The sequence below is a fragment of the Polyangiaceae bacterium genome (assembly GCA_015075635.1).
Taxonomy (GTDB): Bacteria; Myxococcota_A; Polyangia; order Polyangiales; family Polyangiaceae; genus JADJKB01.
Genome location: JABTUA010000003.1, coordinates 1,938,976 through 1,963,596, shown reverse-complemented (window position 1 = coordinate 1,963,596; position 24,621 = coordinate 1,938,976). Strand labels below are relative to the sequence as shown.

The following is a 24,621-nucleotide window of genomic DNA, read 5'->3' as shown; positions in this document are numbered from 1 at the left end:
CTTTTCCGGCAGCGGGGGTCGTAAGAATTGCCGGTAGTCAGGCCGGCTCACGCGCCCCTTCGCCGAGCAGCCCGGCTAGCTTCGTGAAGTGCCCGCGCTCCTCGGTCAAGATGCGATCGATGACCTCGTGCTCTTCGACCGGCACCAGGTTCTTCAGCTCCAGGTAGAACAGGATCGCGTCTTGCTCGCGCTGCATGGCGAAGCGCAGCGCGGCCTCGGTGTCGCGAGCGGTGTCGAGCAGCTCCGAGGCCCGTTCCTGGGAGAAAACCACGTTATCGACGTAGGCTCGGAGGTACGCGTAGTAGTCCTCGGAGGCGCCGTCTCCCGGATCGAAGCGACCGATGCGCTCGAGCATGCGCCGGAAAACCCGCTCGTGGTCCACCTCTTCGAGGGCCAGGGTGCGGAACGTGTCGCGCACCTTTTGGTCGCTGACGCTCTGCTCAGCGCGGCGGTAGAAGGCTTCGCCGGTGCGCTCGATGGAGAGGGCGAGCTCGAGGACTTCGTTGGCGTTGAAGCGCGTCATGGCGGTCGGCTCAGCGTAGCGCACGCGCGGGCGGCGCCCGCGCGTGAACGACGAGCCGACCCCGCAGGAAACGCGCACTCCGACCGCTTCCAAACGTGTTAAGCGATCCGAGTCGCTCGAGCAGGGAGGCGCCCATGGCAAAACGCGAGGTTTCCGAGGATCAGCGCGGTCTGGTGCTGGAAGAGCACCGGGAGCTGGTGCGGCACGTCAGCGAGCTGGACGACATCGCAGCCGGGGCCGCTGGAGCCGGTTGGGGACCCGAGCTCGGACGCAAAGCAGCGACCGTGACGGAGCACCTGAAGCAGCACTTCAGCGGCGACGCCGAGGGCACCTTCTTCGCGGACGTGGCGAGACAGGCGCCCCACCTGATCGGCAAGCTCACGGGACTGACCTCCGAGCACGCCGAGATCCTGAACGAGTTCCGCCAGGTGGCGGAGCAGGCGGCGGCGCTCGACGGCAGCGACATGGCCGCGGCTTCACGCCTGGCCACTCGGACGCGCCGCGCCGTTGCCACCCTGCGGCGCCACGAGGCCGAGGAGAACGAGCTGATCTTCAATGCATTCTGGGATGACCTCGGCGGCGGAGACTGAGCCCGCGCCGAGCGCGAGCGGATCGACCAGCACCGCTCGCGCGCACCACCTTCTTGGCTGCTCCGGTTCCGACCATCCCGCTGGCGCAGATTTCGCATCCGAGCCCCGCAACGTACCCCGACGGGGCACTTGCTCACGATCCTTCCGCACTCCTTGCGTTCACGGCGCGGGCAAGGCGGACTCGACGCAACCATTGCGGCTGTTCCAACCCGCTCGAAGAGAGGACCCAGAGGCCCGATGACCAGCTCAGCGACCATCCAGAAGACGAACGGCTCCCAGGGCGACGCGGCGACCCCCAACGTCAGCGTCGAGACGGTCAGCCAGCACGTGGTGGAGGTGGTCTGCGACTCCGGTGAGGGAGCGCAGACCGCAGGCCAGCTCTTCGGCACGATTTGCGCGAAGATGGGCAACGGGGTCTGGACGGTCGAGATCATCCCGGCCGAGATCGAGCCGCCGGTTCGCTCCCGCTCCGGCGCCAGCGGCAATCGCATCCGCGTCGGCTCTGGCGAGGTCACGAACATGGGCGACGCCGCCGACGTAGTGATCTCTTTCAACGAGCAGGTGCTCTACAGCCGCATCGACGTCGGCGCGCTCCGACCCGGCACCATCGTCTTCCTGGAGAGCAAGTGGGCGAAGGACCCGCAGCCCAGCATTCGCGCGGCCTACGCCGAGGCCAAGGCCGACTTCTTGGCTCGCGGCTACGTCGTCCGAGAGATCGAGATGGAGGAGGAGTGCCTGAAGATCGTGCCGGACGCGCGGCGCGGCAAGAACATGTTCGCGCTCGGCCTGATGTGCGCGCTCTACGGCCACGACAAGGCGCGGGTGCTGGCGGAGGTCCGCTCCAAGTTCGCCAAGAAGGGCGAGAAGCTCCAGGCGACCAACGCCGCGCTGGTCGAGACGGGCTACGCCTGGGCCGAGCGGAACCTGGAGATTCGCTTCCGGATCCCGGAGCGCGAGACCACCGAGGAGCTGGTGGTGATGAACGGCAACCAGGCCGCCGCGCTCGGCATCCTGGCAGCGGGCATCGAGCTCTGCTCGATGTACCCGATCACTCCTGCGACCTCGGTGACGCACTACCTGGCGGGCGCGATCCACAAGATCGGCGGCTTCATTCACCAGGCGGAGGACGAGATCGCCGCCATCGGCTTCGCGCTCGGCGCCTCGTACGCGGGCAAGACCCCGGTCACGGTCACGTCGGGCCCGGGGCTGGCGCTCAAGACCGAGTTCATCGGGCTCGCGGTGATGGCGGAGCTCCCGCTGGTCATCGTCAACGTCCAGCGCGGAGGGCCGTCCACCGGCCTGCCCACGCGGGTCGAGCAGGGCGACCTCTTGGCGGCCCTCTTCGCGGCGCCGGGTGACGCGCCCAAGATCGTCCTGGCGCCGTCCACGATCCCCGAGTGCTTCCACTTCATGGTCACGGCTCGCAAGCTGGCGGAGGCCTTCCGCGGGCCGGTGATCGTCCTGACCGACGCGAACCTGGCGACCGGGCAGCAGCCGTTCAAGCGGCCGGTGGCGCAGGAGGAGTGGCTCGCGCCTCCCATCGACCAGAGCGACTGGGAGGCGGGCGTTCCCGCCTATGCCTGGGACGATCAGACGGGCCTCTCCACGCGGCCCGTCCCCGGACAGAAGGGCGGCGAATACGTGCTCACGGGCCTGGCCCACGACGAGCGCAGCAAGGTCGCGTACGAGTCGGCGATCAACGAGCGGGCGATGCAGCGCCGCAGCGCGAAGCTGGCCACGCTCCAGAAGAGCCTGAAGCCCCCGCAGGTCTACGGCGACCAGTCGGGTGACCTCTTGGTGGTGGGCTGGGGCTCCACCCGCGGCGCCATCGAAGAGGCCGTGGACCGCATCCGGGGCGACGGCGGCAAGGTGAGCTCGCTGACGCTGCGCTTCCTGTCGCCGCTCGAGCCGGGGCTCGCGGAGATCTTCAAGCGCTTCAAGCGCGTGATGACGGTCGAGATCAACTACAGCGATCCGGTGGACGCTCCCGGCATCACCGCGGAGAACCGCCGCTACTCGCAGCTCGCCTGGCACCTCCGGGCGAGCACCCTGGTGGACATCGACTGCTGGTCGCGCGTCCCCGGCATCCCCCTGCCGCCCGGCGAGATCGAGCGGGAGCTCCGCCGCAGGCTCAACGTTCAGTGAAGTGGATCGAGGAAGGACAAGGAAGGAACAGCGCATGTACGGACTCAAGCTCGACTGGGTTTGCGAGATCCCCCCGCGCCACTTCGTGCTCGAAGACTACGAAGGTGCGACCCCACGCTGGTGCCCGGGCTGCGGCGACCACTCGGTCCTGACCGCGGTGCAGAAGCTGGTGCGCGACTACCAGCTGCCGCCGGAGAAGATCGCAGTGGTCTCGGGCATCGGCTGCTCGAGCCGCTTCCCGCACTACATGAAGACCTACGGCTTCCACGGCCTGCACGGCCGCGCGCTGCCGGTGGCCTGCGGCGTGCGCAGCCGCCGGCCGGATCTGCACGTGTTCGTGGCCACGGGTGACGGCGACTGCTGCGCCATCGGCACGGCGCACTGGATCCACGCCATCCGCTACAACATGAAGATGACCGTGATGTTGCTCGACAACAACATCTACGGCCTGACCAAGAAGCAGACCTCGCCGACCAGCCGGCTCGCCCAGCAGTCGAACACCCACCCGGGCGGGGCGACGCTCAGCCCGATCAACCCGCTGTCGGTGATCCTGGGCATCCGCAACGCCTCGTTCCTGGCCCAGACCGTGGACTGGAACCCGGTGCACGTCACGGCGACTCTCAAGCAGGCCTACGAGCACGAGGGGCTCTCCTTCGTGCGCATCCTTCAGCGCTGCCCGCACTACATGGACCACGTCTGGGACGACGTGCAGCAGGATCCGAGCAAGCTGCTCCTGCTCACCCACGACAAGGGCATCCCCGTCGACCAGAGCCTGACGCGCATCTTCACCAATCGCGTCGAGCACGACCCGAGCGATCTCAAGGCCGCCCGCGACTACGCGGCCTCGGACATGCCCATCCCGATCGGGCTCCTCTACCGCAACGAGAACGCGGAGCGTTACGACAAGATCGCCCAGCAGGGCATCGGCACCAGCGTCGAGAAGAAGCTCGGCGCCGTGCAACACGAGATCGATCGCTTCCTCGTCTAGGTAAGGGAAGTCATGTTGGAACAAACTCGACTCGAGAGGGGGGGACGTCGGGAAGGAGCAGCTCCGGTGGGTGACAGGAAAAAGAGCCAGCGCGCGTGCCGCGGGGGCGTGGCCTTGGAACTGACGGAGAAGACGCTGTGCGGCCCGGGCGCGGTGCTCACGGCCGCGGCGGCCGAGGGCCTGGCGCTCTCCGGAGTGCGGGCCGCTCGGCTGCTCGCCGACGAGGACGCGCGGCCGGGCAACCAGGCCGGCGCCGCGGTGCCCTGGGTGCTTCACCGCACCACCTCGCAGCGCGGGCGCGGTGGCGCCTTCGGCGCGTTCGAGCTGGTGGCCGGCAGCGCCCGCGAGGCCGTCGATCAGTGCTTGGTCGCGCACCTGACCGGTCTCTGCGGCGATCTCCTGGTGGATCCCGGGTTTTCTCAGCGGCTCCAGCTCTTCGAGCCGCTGGATGCCGCCGTCACCGCGCCGCTCTTGGAAGAAGCGGCGGACGGCGAGCACTTGGTCGTGGACGACGAGGGGGTCGCGCGCGAGCTCGGGGCAGCGTTCGCGAAGGCATCCGAGGGGCTCGGCCGCGCCGTCGCCTCGCTCTCGGTGGAGCAGAGCGGTGACGCCGAAATGGTGCTGATCACCACGGCGGACGCCCGCGACCTGGCCGCGGAGGCCGCGCACGCGCTGGGCAAGTGCGCGGCCATCGCGATCGCGCAGCTTCGACCGTTCCCCGCCGCTGCCGTCGCGGAGGCAGCACGTGGCAAGCGCGTGGTCGTGCTCGAGCCGAGCTGGGCCCGCGGCCGCTTGGAGAACGCCGTCCGGAGCGCGCTCGCCAGCGACGGCGCGCCGCTGCCGGTCATCGACCCGTTCGCGCCGAACCTCCGGGCGACGCTCCGCGCGACGCTGGGGCTCGGGCACGCGCCGGCCGACTCGCTCAGGCCGGAGCCGCCGCGCTTCGTGATCGGTGTGGCGCCGGCCGGGCCGCGCTCCGAGGCGCTGCTCGGGGATCTGGCGGCCCGCCTCGCGGAGGTCGGGCAGATCTCGATCGCCGAGCCGGAGGGCTCGGGCGAGGCGGTCTCGCTGCTCGCCATCGGCGGGAGCCGAGTGAGCTCGCGTCCGGCAATCGCCGCGGACCTGCTGTTCGTCGCCGATCCGGTGCTGCTCTCCGCCTCGAAGCTGGCCGAGCGCCTGGCGCGCGGCGGCAGCTTGGTCATCGCCTCGACGGCGGCGACGCCGGATGCCGTGTGGGGCGAGCTCAGCGCCGTGCAGCGCGAAGCTCTTCGGGGGCTCGGCGTCCGCGTGCTCTGGCTCGACTCGGCCAAGAGTCGCGCTTCCGAGGCCGACTTGCCGCGAGCCGCGTGGCTCACGCTGGAGCGGGCGCTGCTCGAGAGCGCCGCGCCGGGCCTGTCCGAGCGACTGGGTCTGGACGAGCGGCGCATCTCCGCCCTCGCGGGCGAGCCCGTCTTGCAGCGCGTCGAGCCGACTCCGTCGGTCGCTGCGCACGCGCCGAGGCAACTCCCCGAGCGGCCCGTGCTCCCCGCGAAGGCCGACAAACCGGACGCGCGCTGGCGCGCCGGGCTCCGGCGCTTCCACGTGACCGGCCAAGGCGCTGCGGGTCCGACGGCGCTCTTGCCGCTGGCGCCCGCCGCGGTCTCGGCCTGGCTCGCAGGGGCCCCGGCCCGCGAGACGCTGCTGCTCGTGGACGAAGGCGCGGAGCAGCTGGTGACCCCGCTCGACGCGCGTCTGGAGGCGGCGCTGGGCGGCGAGCGCGGCGTCGTCGCCGAGCACCTCGCCCGCCTCGTGAGTGACGTGGCAGCGGAGCTGGCTGAGGCCGGCGGCGCGGCACCCGTGAGCGCCGCGCTCGAGCGCGGGCTCGCGCGCTTCGCCGCCGAGTTCGAGCTGAGCGCCGCCGCCAAGAAGAGCTTCGACGCGGAGCTCGCGGCGTTCCGTCAGGCGCTGCCCAAGTCGGGGACGCTGCTCGGCCTGTCGTCGCACACGCACCTCCGGCTCTACGCCAGCGTGGTCTTGGCCGAGCGCGAGCGACGCGCGGCGGGCTTCCTGCGCGAGGTCGAATCGGTGGCGTCGGGCCTGGCCGAGCGCCTGCGCCTGGAGGCGTCACGCTCCCCGGCCGCGCGCTCCGCGGAGGGCCTGAGCGCGGTGCTCGGTGAAGGGGTGAGCTTCGTGGACCCTGCGGCCCTGGCCAAAGCCTTGCCGAAAGCCCGCGGGCCGCAGCCGCTGGCCGAGGCGCGCAGGCGGCGCATGCAAGCCGCACTCGGCCTGCTCCAGCGCTTCTTGAACGACGCCCCCAAGTCCGCGAAGCTGACCATCGTTCACTCGGGCAGCGTCCCCGACGAGCTCGATCTCGGCCGAGTCGAGCGCGTACGCCATACCGACTGCTTCGAGGTCGCCGCCGGGCTGTTCGACGGCCTGGCGAAGCGTTTGGCGGAGGTCTTCCGGGCGATGCGCGTCGGGCGCCTCGAGCTCGACGGAGCCTACGACCCGGCCGTCCACGACGAGGGCCTCGAATCCCTCGAGTGGCGCGGCTTCAGCCAGGAGGAGCTCCTCTTGGTGCCCCCCGTGGTGGTGGTCGAGAGCGCCGAGCGCGTCTGGCGCTCGTCCCTCGACGCGCTCTCGCGCCTCTTGCGCTCGGGGCGCCCGATCCACGCGTTGATCGAGGAGAGCGCGTCGCTGTCCGGTCAGCCCGGCTTGGGCTACGTGCTGGTCGCTCACCGCGAGGCGCTGGTGGTGCAGGGCAGCCTCGCCCGCCCGCTGCACCTGGCCGAGGGCTTCTCGCGCACCGCCCGGTCGCTCCGGCCGGCGGTGGTCGTCGTCGCGCCGAGACCTGCCTCGGGCCCGATCCCCGCGTGGCTCGCGCAAGGCGCCGCGCTCGAAGGCCGCGCGCTGCCGGCGTTCTCCTACGATCCCGACGCGGGCGCGTCCTGGGCGGAGTGCTTCGACATCCGCGACAACCCCGCGCCCGAGGAGCCCTGGCCGACGCGGAAGCTGGAGGTGGACGGCGCAGACGGCAAGCCCGAGAGCCTCGAGCTGGCCTTCACCTTCGCCGATGCCGCTGCGCTCGACGTGAACCTCCGCGCGCACTTCTGGCCCATCCCTGCCGAGGCCTGGAGCGACGATCAGGTGGAGCTCGGGCGCTACGTGTCGATCCCGCCCGCGGAGGCGCTACAGCGCCTGCCGTTCATCTGGGTCCTCGGCGACGACGGGCGGCTGGCGCGCGCCGTCGTCTCGCGGGAGCTCGCCTTCGCGTGCCGCGAGCGCCTGCGCATCTGGCACGTCGTCCAGGAGCTCGGCGGCTCGGCCAACGAGCACGCCCGGCGCGCCGCCGAGCGGGCGCGCCGCGAAGCCGAGGCCGAAGCCGCGGCTCGGCTCGGCGAGCTCGAGGCCGCTCACTCCAGGGAGCTCGAGCGAGTCCGCACCGAAGAGGCCGCTGAGGCGCTGAGCCGGCTGGCCCAGGCGCTGCTCGACCCGGGCGCTCTGCTCGCCACACCGACGGCGCCCGCTACCGCCCGCGCCGCCCCGAGCCCCGCGAGCGCGCCTGCTCCGGAGCCCGTCGCACCGACGCCGGCCGCTGCCGCTCCCGCCGCCGAGGAAGAAGCGGTCTCGTTCACCGACCCGTACATCGACACGCCGCTCTGCACCTCGTGCAACGAGTGCGTGAACCTGAACGGACTGATGTTCAAGTACAACGGCGACAAGCAGGCGATCCTGGCCGACGCCAAGGCCGGGACGTACCTGCAGCTGGTGACGGCCGCGGAGAAGTGCCCCGCGGCCTGCATCCATCCCGGCGCGCCGCGCGCGGACGACAAAACCGTCACCGAAGATCTGGTGGCGAGAGCCGCGCGCTTCAACTGACGGAGGCTAGCGGCAGTGCCCCTGAACGAGATCGCAACGGCAGGAGGGATCATGTTCGGCGTGGCTCTCACGTTCGGCGTGATCTTGGCCATTGCGAACCGGAAGCTGAAGGTCTGGGAGGACCCGCGGATCGACGACGTCGAGAAGCTCTTGCCGGGCAGCAACTGCGGCGCCTGTGGCAAGCCCGGTTGCCGCGCGTTCGCCGAGACCGTCGTGAACGGACAGTCTCAGCCCAGCGGCTGCACCGTCAGCAACGCCGAAGGCATCGCGGCCATCGCCGCCTACCTGGGCGTGGCGGCGGGCGAGCGACAGAAGCGCGTCGCGCGGCTGCACTGCGCCGGTGGCAAGTCCAGCGTGCGGCAACTGGCGGACTACCAGGGCATTCCCTCCTGTCGCGCCGCCTTCGTGGTCAACGGGGGTGGACGGGCTTGCTCCTGGGGCTGCTTGGGCTTGGGCGACTGCGACCGTGCCTGCACGTTCGCGGCGATTCAGATGAACGCCGAGGCGCTGCCGGTGGTGGACGTTGACAAGTGTACGGCCTGCGGCGACTGCGTGACGGCCTGCCCGGTCAACCTGTTCAGCATCGAGCCGCTCGACCACCCCATCGTCCTCCAGTGCAACAGCCCGCTGACCGGGGCGCAGGCCACCAACGCTTGCGCGGTTGCGTGTGACGGCTGTGGTCGCTGCGCGCTGGACGCGCCGCGAGACGCCATCGTCATGAAGCGGGGCCTGCCCGTGCTCCAGGACTCGGCACGGCTCGACATCAAGTGCACGCTGCGCTGCCCGACCGGCGCCATCAAGGAAGTAGTCGGCAACCAATTTCAGCGAAGAAGGCTCGAGGTGGCATCATGAGCTGGGCGAAGGCAACGGCCCGTTGGTTCACGCGCTTGGTGCGCCCGGAGGCGGAGGGCGTGAAGCCGGCCGAAGGAGAGCGCAGCGTCTCCACCGGCGCCGCCGCGGTGCTGGCGACGGAGGTGCTGGCGAGCCAGCGCGTCTGTCGCGTGGCATCCGAGAGCGAGACCCTGGGCTCGGAGGAGCTCACCGCGGGTCCGAACGCGTTCGGACAGCTCGTGTCCGAGACCGTGAGCGAGGACCCGAAGGGCGCCATCGCCCTCGCGGAAGGCCGCGCGCTGGGCGGCGCGCGCGCCGCCGTGCTGATCCCGGAAGGCCGTATCGTGGAGTGCCACGGCGCGCTGCACGCGGTCGCTTCGCGACGTGCGCCGCTCGTGATCCACGCCGTCGTCTCGGCGGACACGGCCTCGGCGCCGACGCTGGGCGCCGAAGGCCACGGGCCGTATCACGCGCTGGCGGATACGGGCCTGATCCTGGGGCTCGCCCGGAACGCCCAGCACGCCGTGGACATGACCCTGATAGTCCGGCGCGCCGCCGAGCTCGCGCTCGTCCCGGCCGTGGTCGTGCAGGACGGGCCGGAGACGGCCTGGGCACCCGCCAGCGTGGAGCTCCCCAAGGCCGCCAGCGTGCGCGAGCTGCTCGGTCCCCCGGAGGCCGGCGTTCCCGCGACGGGTGCCGCGCAGACGATGCTCCTGGGCGCGGAGCGCCGGCGCGTGCCGCGCTGGTTCGATCTCGATCGGCCCGCGGCGCATGGCGCAGAGCTCTCGGGGCAAGATCTCTCCGTCTCGCTCGCCGGCCGGCAGGAGTTCTTCGCGCGCGACCTGGAGCAGGTCTTGACGGAATCGTGTGAGCGGCTGGCGCGGCTCACGGGGCGCAAGCTCTCGCTCGTCTCCACTCACCGCATCGAGGACGCGCGGTACGCTTTCGTCGCCCAGGGCGTGGCCATCGAGTCGGCCGAAGCGGTGGCGACCTACTTGCGCCGGGAGCGCGGAGAGAAGGTCGGCGTGCTCGGGATCGAGTGGCTCAGGCCGCTCGCCGTGGAACAGATTCGGAAGGCGCTCGCGGACGTCGAGGTCGTCACCGTGCTCGAGCGCACGGGTGACGCCACGGGTGCCCCGGGCCCGCTCAGGCGCGAGATCGAAGCGGCCCTGGGCGAGCGCTCGCCACGCGTTCTCTCCGCCAGCTACGGGCTCGGCGGGCAGCCGCTGTCCAACGCCGATCTGCTCGGCGCGTTCGAGAACATGAAGATCGGCGAGGCCGCGCGCCCCTACCTGACCCTCGGCGTCTCCTTCCCGGAGGCGCGGTCGGAGCACCCGCGCCGCGAGGTCCTGAATCAGAAGGTGCGCGCAGCGTACCCGGAGCTCCTGCGATCGAGCCTCGGCGTCGACGCCCCGCTCGACCTCCGGCCCAAGACCGCGCGCACCGTGGGCCTGTGGGCGCGCAAGAGCGAGTCCCCGGAAGAAGTGCTGGAGCGCCTGGCCGAGCGCGCGGCCGCCGCGGTCGGAGCGCACGTGCGGAGCCGCCGCTCGAGCGCCGAACAAGGAACCTTCGCGGCCCAGGTCACGGCCTGCCCCGAGCCCCTCGTCGAGCCGGGCGCCGTGGTCTGGCACGACGCGGCCATCGTCGCGGCGCCGGAGCTGCCCCACGACGTCAATCCGCTCCGCCAGGTGGTGCGCGGCGGGGTCGCGCTGCTCTCGAGCCCGCTGCCGCCGGAGGCGTTGTGGCGAGATCTTCCCGCGTCATGGCGCGCGGAGATCCGCGAGCGCGAGCTCACGGTCTGGGTGCTGAACGCTCGGGCCCGAGAGCTCGTCGAGCACGCGCCGTGGTTGCTCGCCAAGGAGGCCGCCATCACCACTACGAGCGGGACTCCGGAGAAGCTCGACTGGCAGAGCTATGGAGAGCCGACTGGCAGAGCAGCGGACGAGACACCGCCGCTCGCGGTCCGGCGCTTCGCCAAGAGCCGCGCGGAGTACGACAACCTGCCGCGCTTCTGGGGGGAGCTCGCGGCGCCGCGCATCGAGAAGGGCGCCGCCGAGCCGGCGCCGGATCCTTACCTCTCGCTCGCCGCGCTGCCCCCCTCCACGAGCGGCCTCTTCCACGTGGCCACTCATCAGAACCGCTTGCCGCTGGTGGACGCCGAGCGCTGCGTCGGCTGCGGGGCGTGCTGGAGCGCCTGCCCCGACTCCGCGTTCGCCCCTGCCCTGATCCGGACCGAGGCCTTGCTCGATCGGGCCGCGGAGCTCGCCGCCGAGCCGAGCGCGGAGCGAGATCCCGCCGCCGACAAGCTCAAGCGAGCTCACAAGCAGCTAGCGGCCCGCATCGACGGCACGCTGGCGAAGCAGAAGGGCCGGCGGCTCACGCCGGAGCTGCTCCGGGAGAGCTTCGCCTGGCTCGTCGAGCAGATGAAGATCGCCGACGCCGACCGGCCGGCCTTCGAGCGGGCGTTCGAGGCCACCCTCGGCCCGATCGCGGCGTTGCCCTTCGCGGCCACGGAGGTGCTGTTCCACGAGGCGCACGCGCAGCAGAAGGGCAGCGGAGAGCTGCTCGGGCTGGCGGTGAACCCCGCTGCCTGTCAGGGCTGTGGCGGCTGCTCGGCGGTGTGCGCGGAGCAGGCGGTGCAGGTCGGAGGCCGCACCGAGGCAACGGTCGCGGCGGCCGCGGCGGGCTTCGAGGTCTGGGAACGCCTGCCCGATCCGAGCGGCGAGAGCCTGGCGCGTGCAGCCGGTCGAACCGGGATGCTCGCGGCGATCCTCGCCAGCCGGCACACGCTGCTCAGCGTGACCGGCGGCGGCGGCCACGAGCCCGGCTCCGGCTCGCGGCTCGGCGCGCGGCTCGGCGTGGCCGTGGCGGAGTACCGGCAGCAGCGCGCCCTCGCTCAGCAGCTCGGCCGTCTGGACAAGCTGATCGGCGAGCTGCACGACGCGGTCAGGCGCACGCTGGCCGCGTCGATTCCAAGCGACGACCTGACGGCGCTCGATCGCGCGCTCGACGACCTGCCGGATCGCGGCGCCAGCACCGCCGCGCTGATCACCCGGCTGGAGGCGCTGGGCGAACGCGCCAGCGTGGACGGCGACCGCGCGCGCCGCCTGGTGCGGACGGCGAAGCAGCTCGACGAGCTGCGCCAGCGCATCGCCGAAGGCGCCGACGGCCTCGGGCGCGCGCGCTTCGGTCTGGTCGTCGCCAGCCCGTCCCTGGCGGAGTGGGCAGCCGAGTTCCCGCGCAACCCGTTCGCCGCACCCGTGGTCGTCGATCTGTCGCCGGGAGCGCTGGACCTGGCGCTCGGGCTCGCCGAGAGCCTGGCGGCGAGCCACGTCGCCGAGGCGCGCTTGGTGCGCCTGGGCGAGCTCCTGCTGGCCGCGCCCTCGGACTTGGTGCTGAAGGAGCGTGCCCTCGAGAGCCTCGACTTCGCGGGGCTCGGCCCCGCGGAGCGCGCGGACTGCCCACCGCTCCTGGTGCTGTGCGGCCCGGAGGCGCTCGGCGCCGAGACCCGCGCCGGCCTCGCGCGCGCGCTCGCTTCGCGCTTGCCCATCAAGGTGCTCGTGCTCGACGGCCGCGAGCGACTGCTCCGCTCCGGCGAGACGCTCTTGCCGTTCGTGGCGGAGCGCCGCGCCTTCGTGCTCTCCTCGACGCTGGCTCACCAGGAACACCTGTTCGACGGCCTGTACGCCGCGCTCGAGGCGACCGGGCCCGCGTTGATCCACCTCTACGCGCCGAGCCCGGTGCGCCACGGGTTCGACCAGGCCTTCACCGTCGAGCGGGCGCGGCTCGCCGTGGAGTGCCGAGTCCACCCGCTGCTGCGCTGGGACCCCGCGGCAGGCGGCGTCTTCGGCGCGCGCCTGTCTCTGGCCGGCAACCCCGCGCCCGGCGAGCCCTGGGCCAGCGATGCGAGCGGGCAGCCGCTGACCCCCGCGCATTTCGCCGCGGGCGAGACCCGCTTCGCCGCGCACTTCGTCGAGCCGACCGGCTCGACCCAAGCGGTGGCCCAGTGGGCGCTCGGCGACCCCGCGGCGCGCGCGCAGGCCACACCGGAGCTCGACGGCGCGGACGGCCCCCGCGCGCTCGACGCCGAGCTCGCACGCGTCGTGGTCGAGCGCCTCGACACTTGGCGTACCTTGCAGGAGCTCGCGGGCGTCTCCACGCCGTTCACCGAGCAGGTGCGCGCCGCGGCTCGGGACGAGCTCGCGGCGGCACATCAGGCCGAGCTCGCGCGTCTCGCCGCCGACTACGAGCAGCGGCTCGCAGCGCTGTCCCAGCAGAAGCTCCAGGAGGCCACAGAGCGGCTCGGCGCGCGCCTCCTCACGCTGGCGGGCTACCGCGGCGGCGCGGCCAAGTCGGGAGACGAGAGCTCATGACGGGGCTCGCCTTCTTTCTCCAGGGGCGCACCTTTCGCCACGGCGTGCACCCGGACGAGAACAAGGAGGCGACGTGTGCCTCGGCCATCGAGCGCATGCCGTTCGTGGACGAGTACCTCCTGCCCCTGTCTCAGCACATCGGGGCGCCCAGCAAGCCGCTGGTCCGCGCGGGCCAGAAGGTCGAGCGGGGCCAGGTCATCGCCGAGAGCGCGGGCTTCGTCTCGACGCACCTGCACGCGCCGGTCACCGGCACGGTGAAGGCCATCGAGCTCCGGCTGGCGCCCAGCGGCAAGCGCGTCGAGACCGTCGTCATCGCGGCCGACGCCTACGCGACCCAGAAGGTCACCCCGCTCGACGTCCCGGATCCGGCCAAGGCCGACGCCGAAGCCCTGATCTCGGCCATCCAGCGCGGCGGCCTGGTCGGCTTGGGCGGCGCGGCGTTCCCGACCCACGTCAAGCTGAAGGTCCCGAAGGGCAAGCGCGTGCAGTTCGTGATGCTGAACGGCTGCGAGTGCGAGCCCTACCTCACCTGCGACCACCGGGTGATGTCCGAGCGGGCCGCCGACGTGAAGCGCGGGCTCGATCTGATCATGCAGGTCACGGGCGCGGAGCGCGCCTACATCGGCATCGAGCGCAACAAGCCAGACGCGATCGCCGCGCTCGAGAAGGAGGTCGATCGCGAGCGCGTCGCCGTGGTGGGCCTCCAGGTGAAGTACCCGCAGGGCGCCGAGAAGATGATGATCGAGGCCATCCTGAAGAAGGAGGTGCCCGCCGGCGGCTTGCCGCTGGATCTCGAGATCGTGGTGCAGAACGTGGGCACCGCGGCGGCGCTGGCCGATCTGTTCGACCGCGGGCAGCCGCTGATCGAGCGCGCGGTGACGGTGACCGGCCCTGGCGTGCGCCGGCCCGCGAACGTGATGGTCCCCATCGGCACGCCGGTGAAGGAGGTCATCGAGCACTGCGGCGGGCTCCTGCCCGAGGCCAAGCAGGTGATCCTCGGCGGTCCCATGATGGGCAACGCCCAGAAGAGCCTGGACGTGCCGGTGACCAAGGGCACCTCCGGCATCCTGGTCCTGACCCGCCTGGCGAAGACGGCCCCGGAGGAGCCCTGCATCCGCTGCGGGCGCTGCCTGGAGGCCTGCCCGATGTTCCTGAACCCGTCGCGGCTGGCGCAGCTCTCCCGCGCCGAGCTCACCGACGAGCTGAAGGAGCAGCACGTGCTCGACTGCTTCGAGTGCGCGAGCTGCTCGTTCTCGTGCCCGTCGCACATCCCGCTGGTGCAGCTGATCCGCGTCGGCAAGGGCCTGGTCCGGCAGAAGGACGCCTCATGAGCCAGAGCCTGGAGCTGCTCCAGATCAGCACCTCGCCGTTCGTGCACCGAGGGCAGACCACCCGGAGCGTGATGCTCGAGGTGGTGGGCGCGACGGTGCCGGTGATCGCCGCCGCCACCTACTACTTCGGTATCACCGCGCTGCTCCTGGTGACGGCGGCCGTGACGGGCGCCGTCGGCACCGAGTGGCTGCTGTCCGAGCGCAAGGGATGGTCCACCCTCCGCGACGGCTCCGGCTTGCTCACCGGGATCTTGCTCGCCCTGACCTTGCCGCCGGCGATCCCGCTCTGGATGGCCACCCTCGGCGGCATCGTCTCCATCGCGCTCGGCAAGCTGATGTGGGGAGGCTTGGGCAAGAACATCTTCAACCCGGCGTTGGTCGGGCGCGCGTTCCTTCAGGCCGCGTTCCCCATCACGCTGACGACCTGGGTCGCACCAGGCCGGGGTTTGCTGCACCTGGACCCGAGCAGCTTCGCGCTGCCGCTGATGAAGGCCAAGGTGGACGTGATCAGCTCCGCGTCGCCGCTCGGTCTGTCCAAGTTCCAGCACAAGCCGACGGAGCTCGGTCTGCTGCTCTCCGGGAACACCGCGGGCTCGTTGGGCGAAACCGCCGCGATCGTGCTGATCGTCGTCGGGCTGTGGCTCGGCCTGCGCCGCGTGTTCGACTGGCGCCTGCCGGTCTCGACGCTGCTCTCGGTGGCGGCGCTGAGCGGCGTGCTGCACCTGTGGAAGCCGGCGTCCTACCCGACGCCGATCTTCATGCTGCTCTCTGGCGGCCTGCTCTTCGGCGCGGTTTTCATGGTCACCGATCCCGTCACCACGCCGCTGACCCCCCGCGGCGCCTGGATCTTCGGGCTCGGGGTGGGCGTCCTGGTGGTGTTGATCCGCCTCTTCGGTGGGCTGCCGGAGGGCGTGATGTACGGCATCCTGCTGATGAACGCGGTCACACCGCTGCTCGACAAGAAGACCCAGCCCCGCACCTTCGGAGGCAAGCGATGAGCGAAGCGGCCGAGCCCTCCTCGATCCGGCTGGCGGGCACGCTCGCGGTCGCCGGGCTCTTGTCCGGACTGACGATCGTCCTCGTCTACCTGGGCACGCTCGAGCGCATTCAGGACAACCGCGCCGCTGCCCTGCAAGAGGCCGTCTACAAAGTGCTGCCCGGCACCAAGAAGATCGAGCCCTTCGCCCTCGAGGGTGGAACGCTCGTGCCGTTCAAGGGCAAGGTGGGCGCGCCCAGCCAGAAACCGCTCGTCTACCGCGGGCTCGACGAGTCCGGCGGGCTGATCGGCTACGCCGTGCCAGCCGAGGGCCCGGGCTTCCAGGACGCGGTCAAGATCCTGTACGGCTACGATCCCAAGCGCCGCGCGGTGATCGGCATGGAGGTGCTGGAGAGCCGGGAGACGCCAGGGCTCGGCGACAAGATCATCTTCGATCCCCACTTCAAGGCGAACTTCGTCGAGCTGAAGGTCGACCCGACGATCGAGCTGGTGAAGAAAGGCGAGAAGACGGCGCCGAACCAGGTGGACGCGATCACCGGGGCGACCATCTCGTCGCGGGCCGTGGTCACCATCATGAACAAGAGCAACGCCACCTGGCTGCCCAAGCTCGGGGCCGACGGGCCCAAGACGGCGAGCTCGGAGGTGAAGTGAGCATGGCGGACAAGGACTCTCGACCCGCCTGGCCGGAGCTCACCCGGGGGATCTGGAAGGAGAATCCGGTGCTCGTCGCGGTGCTTGGGCTGTGCCCCACCATGGCCGTCACCAACTCGCTCGAGAACGCGCTGGTGATGGGCGCGGCCACGACCTTCGTCCTGATCGGCTCGAGCGCGATGGTCTCCGCGATGCGCAAGATCATCCCGAGCCAGGTGCGCATTTCGGCCTACATCATCATCATCGCGACTTTCGTCACCGTCATCGATTTCACGCTGGCGGCGCTGCTCCCGGCGGCGCACAAGCAGCTCGGCGCATTCATCGCCCTGATCGTCGTGAACTGCATCATCTTAGGACGCGCCGAGGCGTTCGCCGCCAGGAACCGGGTGTGGCTCTCGCTCGCGGACGCCACCGGCATGTCCATCGGTTTCACGCTGGTGGTGGCCATGATCGGCGCCATCCGCGAACTGCTCGGGAGCGGTACGTTGCTCGGAGCCCAGGTTCTCGGCTCGAGCTTCGAGCCCTGGGCCATCATGGTGCTTCCGCCCGGTGGGTTCCTCACGCTGGGCGCGCTGCTCACGCTGTTCGGGTACGTCAGGAAGCGGCGCGCCGAGCGTGCCGCGCCCACCGGCGTGGCCGAACGGGAGGCTGTGTGATGGGCGACATCGGCAACCTGGTGTTCATCTTCGCGTCGGCCTGCGTGATCAACAACTTCACGTTCAGCTACTTCCTGGGCCTGTGTCCCTTCATGGGGGTGACCAACAAGGTGGAGACCGCGGTCCGCCTGGGCGTCGCCAACGTCTTCGTGATGTTGATCACCTCGCTCGCGACCTGGGTGCTCAACACCTATGTGGTCGTCAAGACGCCGTACCTCGCGCTGATCAGCTACATCGTGGTCATCGCCAGCACCGTTCAGTTCGTCGAGATGGTGATCAAGAAGCTGAGCCCGGCGCTGTTCCGAGCGCTCGGCATCTACCTGCCGCTGATCACCACCAACTGCGCCATCCTCGCGCTGGCTCTGTTCCAGACCAGCCGCGGGTACGGCCTGGTCCAGGGCCTGGTCTTCGCGCTCGGCAGCGGCCTGGGCCTGACCCTGGCGCTGGTGATCATGGCGGGGATCCGCGAGGAGACCCAGGTCAACGGCGCCCCCGACGTCGTGAAGGGCACCGCCATGAGCTTCCTCATCGCGGGGATCCTCTCCCTGGCCTTCATGGGCTTCGCGGGCCTGTTCTCCAACGCTTGAGGACAAATCGATGTACGAGCTCTTCGCCATCCTCGGTCTCGCCGCAGCGTGCGCCGTATGGGTGCTCGTAGACCGCGCCTCCGGCTGCCCCAACCGAGGGCGCTGCGGCGCGTGCAGCGGCGGCCGCTGCTCCCGCGACGCCGAAGAAGGCGACGCTCAGTCCTGAGAGTCCGCGGACTCGGACTCGTCGGTGCGGCGCATGGGGGTGGAGGCGATCACCCCCACATCCATGTAGGGCAGCTGGAGCGAGTACATGTCGGCCAGGGTGTTGGCCGCTCGCTTCAGCTCGATCACCCGCGCCTCCAGATCGGCGACGGTGGCGACCAAGACGTCCAGAGTCATGTGCGTTGCCAGGTGTGCCATCGGTGACTCCTTCCGATCAAATGTTGCTCGTGTCTCAATTGGAGAGTAGCCCCCGGCCGAGCAGGGTCAACCGACGACGGAGCGGGTTTCGCTCGCAAATCTCGCAGATGCTTCGCGAGGCCCTCGCGTGACGCGCACGCGTTTCGCGAAGCGTGCTCCGAGGGCCCAGCCGGCACAGTTGGCGTATACTGGGCGGCGGAGGTCGGTGATGCGTTCGAGCTTGCTTCTGTTGGCTCTGGTCTTGGGCACGCAAGGCTGCGGTGGTGACGACGGCGGCGGCAGCGCGAGCACCGGCGGCAGCAGCTCCGGCGGCGGCGGTGGCTCCGGCGGCGGCTCGAGCGGCAGCGGCGGCTCCGCCGGCGGCACCAACCCGGGAACCATCCACAACCCGCTCGCCAATCCCGAGTCGGGTCCGCCGGCGGGTTGGTCGGAGGGCAAGTGCAGCCTGGGCCTGCCGGCAGAGGCCTTGCCCGAGGACGTCACGAATCCCGATCACGTCATCGGCGACGGCACGCCGGCGAGCTGTACCTCCGATCTCGTGGTGCAGACCATCGCCAAGGGCGGCGTCATCACCTTCGACTGTGGCCCCGACCCAGTCGTGATCAAGCTCACCGAGACGGCCAAAATCGTCAACGACACGGGCCCGAGCATCGTGATCGACGGCGGCGGCAAGGTCGTCCTGAGCGGTGACGGCAAGAACCGCATCCTCTACATGAACACCTGCGACCAAGACCAGAAGTGGACCACGTCGCACTGCAACGACCAGGACCACCCGCGGCTCAGCATCCAGAACCTGACCTTCTCCGACGGGAACGCCAAGAGCGTGGAGGAAGGCGGCGGCGCCATCTTCGCCCGCGGCGGGCGCATCAAGATCGTCAACAGCCGGTTCTTCAACAACGTGTGCGACGACACCGGGCCCGACGTCGGCGGCGCCGCGGTGCGGGTGTTCGACCAGTCCGAGGACAAACCCGTCTACGTCGTCAACAGCACCTTCGGCGGGGATCCGAGCGGCTTCGGCAACGCCTGCTCGAACGGCGGCGGGGTCAGCAGCATCGGCGTCTCGTGGACCATCGTGAACAGCCTGTTCAGCTACAACAAGGCGGTGGGCAACGGCGCCAACCCCGCGAAGGCCGGCACCCCCGGCGGCGGCAGCGGCGGCGGCATCTACAACGACGGCAACACCATGACGCTCTCCCTGTGCGGCACCTTGATCGAGCAGAACCAGGTCAACGCCCACGGCAGCGCCATCTTCTTCGTGACCAACGACCACTCGGGCAACATCGTGATCAACGACTCCACCATCCGCAAGAACAGCGGCGGCTCGTGGTACGCCCAGCCCGGCATCTCGATGCACGACGACACCAAGATCGAGATCAACAACTCGACGCTCGAGCCGTGAGGCCCGCGCCTCAGGGGTTTTCGCTGCGCGCGAAGGCGAGCTCCACCAACAGCGTGGCTGCCGCCAACAGGCCGAGCGCGCCCGCCGAGCCGATCAGCGGCCACGCGAGCGCAGTGAGCGCCGTCACGGTCGAGTGGACCGTGAAGCGGTAGCCCGCGAGCGCACCCCGCCGCCCGCCCTCGAGCAGCGAGCGAGCCACGGACAGCGCCAGCAGCGCGGCGGAGAGCAGCCAGAGCCAGCGCGCGCCCGCGGAGACCAAGCCGGCGCGATGACCCGCCCAATAGAGCAGCCCACCCGAGCCCGCGCGCAGGAGCGCGCTCCCGCGCACGCCGAGCCAGTGCGCCAACGTGCGGTAGCCCGCCCGCGTGTCCCCGGCGCGATCCTTCTCGTAGTTGCCCTGCAGGTAGAGCGCGGCGAGCGCGCCGACGGCGAGCAGCATGCGCCAGGTGTGGGCCGCCACCTCGAGCAGCGGCGCGTCCGGGGCGGCCGCTGCCGCGCCGATGAACGCGAGCCAGGCCATCAGCGCGGCGTGGGCCAGGTTGCCCAGGAACGGCAGCGCCTTGGCGGGGGAATACGCCAGCATCAAGAGCGCGCTCGCCAGAGCCATCAGCCAGCCCAGCCGGTGCGTGAGCGCGAGCGCGAGCGCGACCAGCAGGCCGAGCAGCGAGGCCGCCAGCGCGGTCGGCCCTTCGGGCAGGAGTCCCCTCACGGCCGGCCGCTCCGGCGCGTCCACGGCGTCGGCCTCCAGATCCACCAGGTCGTTGAGCAGCTGCCCGACGCTCCAGGCCACGCCCACGGCGACGGCCGCGACAGCCACGCCCGGACCGCGCGCCACACCGGGCGAAGCGGCCGCGCCGGCGAGGCAGGCCGCAGCGGGCAGCACGAAGAAGTGGGGCCGGGCGGCGGAGAGCAGCGCGCGCGCGAACGCGGCAGGGGCCATTCCCAGCTCCGCGCGCCGCCGCACCCAGGAGTTGCCGAAGCGCACGCCCGCGGCGAGCACGCGAGTCACCCCGCGGCGCGGCACGGCCGAAGATGCTGCGAACGACCCCATGAGCCTCGCGGACGCTAGCAGAAGTCGAGTGAGCCGGGGTGCTGGGCTGGTACCCTGCGCGACATGATCCGCCGGGTCCTCCTCGGCCTGCTCGCGCTGTGGCTCGGCGGCTGCGCTCGCTGCGCTTCCAAGGTCGAGTTCGAGTCCTTCGTGAGCGTCCCCACGGAGCTCGCGGCCGTCGGGGAGCTCGACGACCCGCCCGACGTCGTGGTGAAGGTCGAGAAGCGCGCCGCGCCCAAGGGGGGCGGCGGAGGCTGCGGTCACAGCCCCGTCTGCCTCATCATCATCCCCTTCGCAGTCGCAGAGGCGCTCTTCCCGGAGAAGCTCCGCATCGCCACCGTGAGCGAGAAAGGGCGCGAGACCTACCACGGCGTGTTCCGAGAGAACGGGCAGTTCGTGCAGGCGCTGGCCTTCGTGGACGGCTTGTGGAGGAAGATCGCGCTGCTCCAGCTGCCGGAGCTCGGACGCAACCTGGTGGTCGAGGTCGCTCACTCGCCCGCCGACGCCGAGGGCATGCTCGCGCCGGCTACCGAAGAGCTACTGGCTGGTCGAGGACACGCCGGGCTTGGTCGCGCTGGTGCTGCGCGACGCGGGCTGCAAGCAGGGCGACCTGCTCGAGCTCGCGGCGGCTCCGCCCGACGCCAAAGCCCCCGAGCGCGGCCGGGTGTGCGGGGGCAAAGGGCTCAGAACGCCCGGCTGAAGCGCAGGGCCACGGTGGGCAGCCAGCGCGGTAGCTCCTCGTCGATCTGCTCGTCGAGCAGCGCACGATCGACGTCGGGGTCATTCAGGATCGAGTCGCGGTCGATGCTCAGCGCCAGCAGCCGGCGCACGCCCACGCCCACGCTGAAGTGGTAGGTGCGGTGCATGATCCACTTGTGACCGATCTCGACGAACACGTTGTGCGAGGAGACGCCGATGGCGTACGTGTCCTTGTACAGATAGCCGGCGCCCAGGTACGGGCGGAACTCACCCAGCTCGGGGAAGAAGCGCACGCTCGCCGAGTAATGAACGGCAGGGTTCAGCTCGACGCCGTAGCCGAGATACCACTCGAGGCCGTGGACCGGCAGGTTGAGCACGCCGAGCAACATCGCCAAGTTGCCCTCTGGTGCCAGGCCGGTGGCGACCTCCACCACCAAAAATCGCCGGTTCTGATCGACGACGGTCCCGAACCGCTCGTGCGGACCGCACAAGGCCCGGCCGCCGGGTGAACGGAAGCCGACGTCCTTCGCCCGCGCCGCGGGCGCGACCAACGCGAGCGCCACGGCGGCGCGCGCCGCGAGTGCTCTCACTCGACCTTCCTCCCGAAGACCACTGAGACGAACCCCTCCCAGGGGCGGTGATCCCGGGCATCCTCCAGCTCGTCCTGCGCCGCCGCGTTGTGGAACCCGTTCGGGTCGATCAGGTAGGAGTTCAGGAGCCGTCCCGCGACTGCCGCGCGCGCGCCCCAGAACATCTGGATGCTCCACGAGCGCTGGTCGAACAGGGTCACGCCCAGCTCGAGCGGCGTCACGCCGACGAGCCAGTAGTGCCGAGCGAGCCGCGCGTCGAAGTGGGTGCCGACACCGCAGGACCACTCCGTTCCCCAGAGCGTTCCGAAGAACGTCCGGAACCCGAGCCCGGCGAAGTAGCGCGCGTTCACGCCGCGATCGCCGGCCATCAGGCGCAGGTGCGGGTTCGCCCACTCCCAGCGCAGCCCCGCCGACAGGCCGACGAAGAGCGCGCTGATGACCTCGTCGGACGCGACGCGCTGGGCCGCGGATTCGGTGGTGATGCCCACCACCCAGTGCCGCCGCGGCTCCACCTCCCAGCGCTCCGGGAGCACGGGGCCGACGACGCCGTGATCGCGCGGGACCTCCGTCGCGGGCGCGGCCGCGACGGCGGCGGCGCGGAGCACCAGGCTGGCGGCGAGGGCCCGGCCGGTCACGCGCGCCCAAGGCATCACGGCGCCTCGGACTTCCCCCCCGCACCGGCGTCGTCGACTGCGGGGGGAAGGGCCGGCAGCGCGATCGGAGGCTCGGGCGTGCTCGTCGGCGACGCTGGCGCCGCCGGTGAGTGGGGTGCCGGCGGCGCTGCGCGAGGCGCACGCTTCTCGCAGACGAGCGTCATGCGCGCGATGGGAAAGGCCACCAGCAGCCAGTGGTCGGTGTAGAAGTCGAGCTGCGCGTGGTGCATCTCGTCGCACGCGTGCCGTCGGCGCGCGCGTTCGAGCAGCACCGCGTAGTGGTCCGGCTCACTGAGCTGGAGCAGGCCGAGCAGCATCAGCCCGCTGTCCTCTTCCGTCACGAAGGTGGACTCGGGCCCCGGCGGTTCGTGGTGCGGCGTCCACACCGCCTGGCGGCTGTGGTGCACCGTGCAGGCCGAGAGCACGACGACGGCGAGGCCCGCGAGGCAAAGGCCTGAGAGATCACGGGCCATGAGCGCCACGCATCTTACCAGGCGCTGCCCGCGCGGAGTCGACGCTGGCGAGCCCGCCGAGCACCTCGGCCGGAGCCCAGGCGGCCACGGCCTGCTCGAAGCGTGCGCGGCTGCGGTTCGGGATGCGCCGCGCGAGCTCTTCGATCACCGCACCCGGAGTGTCGGGCACGCCGGTGTACGTGGCGTCGGAGGCGAGGCCCGTGTGCAGGTCGAGGAGCAGCCCGGTGTTCGCGGGCTCGAGCGCCCAGAGGCTCGCCGCGAGGCCGTGGCCGAGCCGGTGCGGGTCGAACCCCTCCGGCGCCAGGGCCAGCTCGGCCCAAGCCGCGGCAGCAGGTGGCGGGGGCCGTTCGAGGTCGCGAAGCTCGTCGCGTCCACCGACGCGCGGGGAGCGATTCACGAGCGCGGCATAGTAGTCGGCGAACCCTTCGTCGACGGCCGCCAGCACGCTTCGCCCGAGGCGACCCGGGGGACGGGCCCCCGCCGCCCACACGTGGCCGAGCTCGTGGAGCCACACGGTACGCGAGAGCGGCTCATTGCCGCCGGCGAGCAGCACCGACCGGGACTCCGCGTGGACCTCGATGCGCCGCGCCGCGCCCCTGGCGATCATCCAGTGCACGTCGACCTGGCGCGGGCGGAGCTCGGGGGGCAGCGCCAGCAAGGCCGCGTGAGCATCGAGAAACGCGGCGGCGGGCGCGGGTCCCGCGTCGCAGCGACCGACCGGACCCGGGTGGAGCGACGCCCCGGCGACGCGGCTCCCGAGTCGAAGCGAGAGCCCGTCCGCCGAGAGCGCACCGCCGGCGACGCGATGGCATGCAGCCGGCGCGTCGGAGTCTGCGCATCCGACCAGCCAGCCCGCGAGGGCGATCACTGCGGCGCGTCGGGACACAGCGACAGGTGCTCCGTGATGAAGGCGTCGATCTCCTGATCGACGACGGCGTCGAGATCGGCACCGCTGGCGGGTGTTCGGACCACGCGTCGCGCCAGGGAGAGGTAGTCGCGCGTCGCGTCGCGGGCGCGCTTCGCGAAGTCGTTCAGGCACGCCTCGACGGCGCCCGGCGTGGTGGGATCGTTGCAGTCGCGCCCCGGGCGATAGATCGAGTCTTTGGTGGTGGTGTGGCCGATGCTGTCTTCGGAGAGGCTGTTGCCGTGCGCGTCGGTGCTGCCGCCGTGGAACAGCACCTCCGCACCGTCGGTGTAACGTTCGTACCCGGCCTTGCGGGGGCGGAACGCCTTCACCCGCTGAATGCACCAAGGCCGGCTCGCGTGGTCACGATCGCGGAACGTGTGGGCATCGGAGAACGAGTCCTGGATAACGTGACTGGCTTTGCCCAGCTCCGACAGCGCGCGCGCGCGCGCTGGGATCCAGTCCCGAGCCGCCGCCCGGGTGAGCGCGCGCACCGTCTCGTTGGCGTCCCGCGCCGCCTCGGCGCTTTGGTTGGTGTCGGTCAACAGGAAGTGCATTCGCTGCACCTCGTTCCGATCGGTGTACTCGGTGAGCGCGCGCACGTACGAGTAGACTCCCGCGTTGAGGTGCACCAAGAGCTCCTTCGGCCAGTCCACGCGCCGATTCCCCTCCGCGATGGCGTGAACCTCCTCGCGGGTGAAGCGGTCGTCGGGCGGAAGCGCGTCGTTGGCGAAGGACGTGAGCCACTCGTGACCTTGAAAGAAGGACGACCGGGTCATGACGCAGTCGCCCTTGGAGAAGAAGCCGAGATCAGCCTCCTGGGGCGTGCAGATGTCGGTGGGGTTGACGCAGGTCCCCGTCGTCACCGCCAACGCCATCGCTGCGGCCGTGCTCACCCGCCGACGCACCACACCGAGACGTTATCACGGAGCGCGCGGGCCGGGTCTCGAGACCCGCGC

The 24,621-nt window shown here is 71.0% G+C and carries 21 protein-coding genes; 13 read left to right on the top strand and 8 right to left on the bottom strand.

Going from position 1 to position 24,621, the window contains the following annotated elements:
- Positions 1-37: 37 nt before the first annotated feature.
- Positions 38-523 carry a ferritin family protein gene (locus HS104_39460; protein MBE7486036.1) on the bottom strand — a complete coding sequence of 162 codons (486 nt, stop codon included), beginning with the start codon at positions 521-523 and terminating at the stop codon, positions 38-40.
- Positions 524-657: 134 nt separating this feature from the next.
- On the opposite strand from HS104_39460, the gene HS104_39455 reads away from it, so the two are divergent.
- From HS104_39455 to HS104_39400, 12 genes are all read left to right on the top strand, one after another.
- On the top strand, positions 658-1,113 hold the full coding sequence (locus tag HS104_39455; GenBank protein MBE7486035.1) for a hemerythrin domain-containing protein: 456 nt from the start codon (positions 658-660) through the stop codon (positions 1,111-1,113).
- Between the two features lie 237 nt (positions 1,114-1,350).
- Complete coding sequence (locus tag HS104_39450) at positions 1,351-3,258, top strand: 2-oxoacid:acceptor oxidoreductase subunit alpha (protein ID MBE7486034.1); 1,908 nt, start codon at positions 1,351-1,353, stop codon at positions 3,256-3,258.
- A 34-nt stretch (positions 3,259-3,292) separates the two neighbouring features.
- Positions 3,293-4,246, top strand: coding sequence for a 2-oxoglutarate oxidoreductase (locus tag HS104_39445; GenBank protein MBE7486033.1), 954 nt, complete (start codon positions 3,293-3,295; stop codon positions 4,244-4,246).
- 66 nt (positions 4,247-4,312) lie between these two features.
- Positions 4,313-8,104 (top strand): ferredoxin, encoded by a 3,792-nt coding sequence (locus HS104_39440; GenBank protein ID MBE7486032.1) that lies wholly within the window; start codon positions 4,313-4,315, stop codon positions 8,102-8,104.
- 60 nt (positions 8,105-8,164) lie between these two features.
- Positions 8,165-8,956: a 4Fe-4S binding protein gene (locus HS104_39435; protein MBE7486031.1), complete on the top strand. Its 792-nt coding sequence runs from the start codon at positions 8,165-8,167 to the stop codon at positions 8,954-8,956.
- Entirely contained in the window at positions 8,953-13,308 is a 4,356-nt protein-coding gene (locus HS104_39430) for a 4Fe-4S binding protein (GenBank protein ID MBE7486030.1), read from the top strand. Before HS104_39435 ends, HS104_39430 begins: the two co-directional genes overlap by 4 nt.
- On the top strand, positions 13,305-14,639 hold the full coding sequence (gene rsxC / locus HS104_39425) for an electron transport complex subunit RsxC (protein ID MBE7486029.1): 1,335 nt from the start codon (positions 13,305-13,307) through the stop codon (positions 14,637-14,639). The genes HS104_39430 and rsxC overlap by 4 nt, the downstream gene beginning before the upstream one ends.
- Positions 14,636-15,637: an RnfABCDGE type electron transport complex subunit D gene (locus tag HS104_39420; GenBank protein ID MBE7486028.1), complete on the top strand. Its 1,002-nt coding sequence runs from the start codon at positions 14,636-14,638 to the stop codon at positions 15,635-15,637. Before rsxC ends, HS104_39420 begins: the two co-directional genes overlap by 4 nt.
- Positions 15,634-16,287 carry an FMN-binding protein gene (locus tag HS104_39415; protein ID MBE7486027.1) on the top strand — a complete coding sequence of 218 codons (654 nt, stop codon included), beginning with the start codon at positions 15,634-15,636 and terminating at the stop codon, positions 16,285-16,287. The genes HS104_39420 and HS104_39415 overlap by 4 nt, the downstream gene beginning before the upstream one ends.
- 2 nt (positions 16,288-16,289) lie before the next feature.
- Positions 16,290-16,943 carry an electron transport complex subunit E gene (locus HS104_39410; GenBank protein MBE7486026.1) on the top strand — a complete coding sequence of 218 codons (654 nt, stop codon included), beginning with the start codon at positions 16,290-16,292 and terminating at the stop codon, positions 16,941-16,943.
- Entirely contained in the window at positions 16,943-17,530 is a 588-nt protein-coding gene (locus HS104_39405) for an electron transport complex subunit RsxA (protein ID MBE7486025.1), read from the top strand. The genes HS104_39410 and HS104_39405 overlap by 1 nt, the downstream gene beginning before the upstream one ends.
- Before the next feature lie 10 nt (positions 17,531-17,540).
- On the top strand, positions 17,541-17,696 hold the full coding sequence (locus HS104_39400) for a hypothetical protein (GenBank protein MBE7486024.1): 156 nt from the start codon (positions 17,541-17,543) through the stop codon (positions 17,694-17,696).
- Here HS104_39400 and HS104_39395 read toward each other — a convergent pair.
- Positions 17,687-17,893 (bottom strand): hypothetical protein, encoded by a 207-nt coding sequence (locus HS104_39395; protein ID MBE7486023.1) that lies wholly within the window; start codon positions 17,891-17,893, stop codon positions 17,687-17,689. The two genes, HS104_39400 and HS104_39395, sit on opposite strands and share 10 nt — an antisense overlap.
- Before the next feature lie 208 nt (positions 17,894-18,101).
- On the opposite strand from HS104_39395, the gene HS104_39390 reads away from it, so the two are divergent.
- Positions 18,102-19,292: a hypothetical protein gene (locus HS104_39390; protein ID MBE7486022.1), complete on the top strand. Its 1,191-nt coding sequence runs from the start codon at positions 18,102-18,104 to the stop codon at positions 19,290-19,292.
- A gap of 10 nt (positions 19,293-19,302) precedes the next feature.
- Here the strand turns inward: HS104_39390 and HS104_39385 are convergent, their stop codons facing one another.
- From HS104_39385 to HS104_39360, 6 genes are all read right to left on the bottom strand, one after another.
- A complete protein-coding gene (locus tag HS104_39385; GenBank protein ID MBE7486021.1) occupies positions 19,303-20,316 on the bottom strand; it encodes a UbiA family prenyltransferase in 1,014 nt (337 codons plus the stop codon).
- A 710-nt stretch (positions 20,317-21,026) separates the two neighbouring features.
- Positions 21,027-21,632 (bottom strand): hypothetical protein, encoded by a 606-nt coding sequence (locus tag HS104_39380; protein ID MBE7486020.1) that lies wholly within the window; start codon positions 21,630-21,632, stop codon positions 21,027-21,029.
- The gene (locus HS104_39375) at positions 21,629-22,282 is read right to left on the bottom strand and encodes a hypothetical protein (protein MBE7486019.1); all 654 of its coding nucleotides are present in this window, start codon (positions 22,280-22,282) and stop codon (positions 21,629-21,631) included. The genes HS104_39380 and HS104_39375 overlap by 4 nt, the downstream gene beginning before the upstream one ends.
- Complete coding sequence (locus tag HS104_39370; protein MBE7486018.1) at positions 22,282-22,758, bottom strand: hypothetical protein; 477 nt, start codon at positions 22,756-22,758, stop codon at positions 22,282-22,284. The genes HS104_39375 and HS104_39370 overlap by 1 nt, the downstream gene beginning before the upstream one ends.
- Complete coding sequence (locus HS104_39365; GenBank protein ID MBE7486017.1) at positions 22,748-23,644, bottom strand: hypothetical protein; 897 nt, start codon at positions 23,642-23,644, stop codon at positions 22,748-22,750. The genes HS104_39370 and HS104_39365 overlap by 11 nt, the downstream gene beginning before the upstream one ends.
- Positions 23,623-24,570, bottom strand: a complete 948-nt coding sequence (locus HS104_39360; protein ID MBE7486016.1) for a hypothetical protein — start codon at positions 24,568-24,570, stop codon at positions 23,623-23,625. The genes HS104_39365 and HS104_39360 overlap by 22 nt, the downstream gene beginning before the upstream one ends.
- Positions 24,571-24,621 lie beyond the last annotated feature (51 nt).

Bases quoted from the DNA above. Each gene is read 5' to 3' on its own strand.
- HS104_39460 (MBE7486036.1), bottom strand. From the start codon at position 523: ATGACGCGCTTCAACGCCAACGAAGTCCTCGAGCTCGCCCTCTCCATC.
- HS104_39455 (MBE7486035.1), top strand. From the start codon at position 658: ATGGCAAAACGCGAGGTTTCCGAGGATCAGCGCGGTCTGGTGCTGGAA.
- HS104_39450 (MBE7486034.1), top strand. From the start codon at position 1,351: ATGACCAGCTCAGCGACCATCCAGAAGACGAACGGCTCCCAGGGCGAC.
- HS104_39445 (MBE7486033.1), top strand. From the start codon at position 3,293: ATGTACGGACTCAAGCTCGACTGGGTTTGCGAGATCCCCCCGCGCCAC.
- HS104_39430 (MBE7486030.1), top strand. From the start codon at position 8,953: ATGAGCTGGGCGAAGGCAACGGCCCGTTGGTTCACGCGCTTGGTGCGC.
- rsxC (MBE7486029.1), top strand. From the start codon at position 13,305: ATGACGGGGCTCGCCTTCTTTCTCCAGGGGCGCACCTTTCGCCACGGC.
- HS104_39420 (MBE7486028.1), top strand. From the start codon at position 14,636: ATGAGCCAGAGCCTGGAGCTGCTCCAGATCAGCACCTCGCCGTTCGTG.
- HS104_39415 (MBE7486027.1), top strand. From the start codon at position 15,634: ATGAGCGAAGCGGCCGAGCCCTCCTCGATCCGGCTGGCGGGCACGCTC.
- HS104_39410 (MBE7486026.1), top strand. From the start codon at position 16,290: ATGGCGGACAAGGACTCTCGACCCGCCTGGCCGGAGCTCACCCGGGGG.
- HS104_39405 (MBE7486025.1), top strand. From the start codon at position 16,943: ATGGGCGACATCGGCAACCTGGTGTTCATCTTCGCGTCGGCCTGCGTG.
- HS104_39400 (MBE7486024.1), top strand. From the start codon at position 17,541: ATGTACGAGCTCTTCGCCATCCTCGGTCTCGCCGCAGCGTGCGCCGTA.
- HS104_39395 (MBE7486023.1), bottom strand. From the start codon at position 17,893: ATGGCACACCTGGCAACGCACATGACTCTGGACGTCTTGGTCGCCACC.
- HS104_39390 (MBE7486022.1), top strand. From the start codon at position 18,102: ATGCGTTCGAGCTTGCTTCTGTTGGCTCTGGTCTTGGGCACGCAAGGC.
- HS104_39375 (MBE7486019.1), bottom strand. From the start codon at position 22,282: ATGCCTTGGGCGCGCGTGACCGGCCGGGCCCTCGCCGCCAGCCTGGTG.
- HS104_39370 (MBE7486018.1), bottom strand. From the start codon at position 22,758: ATGGCCCGTGATCTCTCAGGCCTTTGCCTCGCGGGCCTCGCCGTCGTC.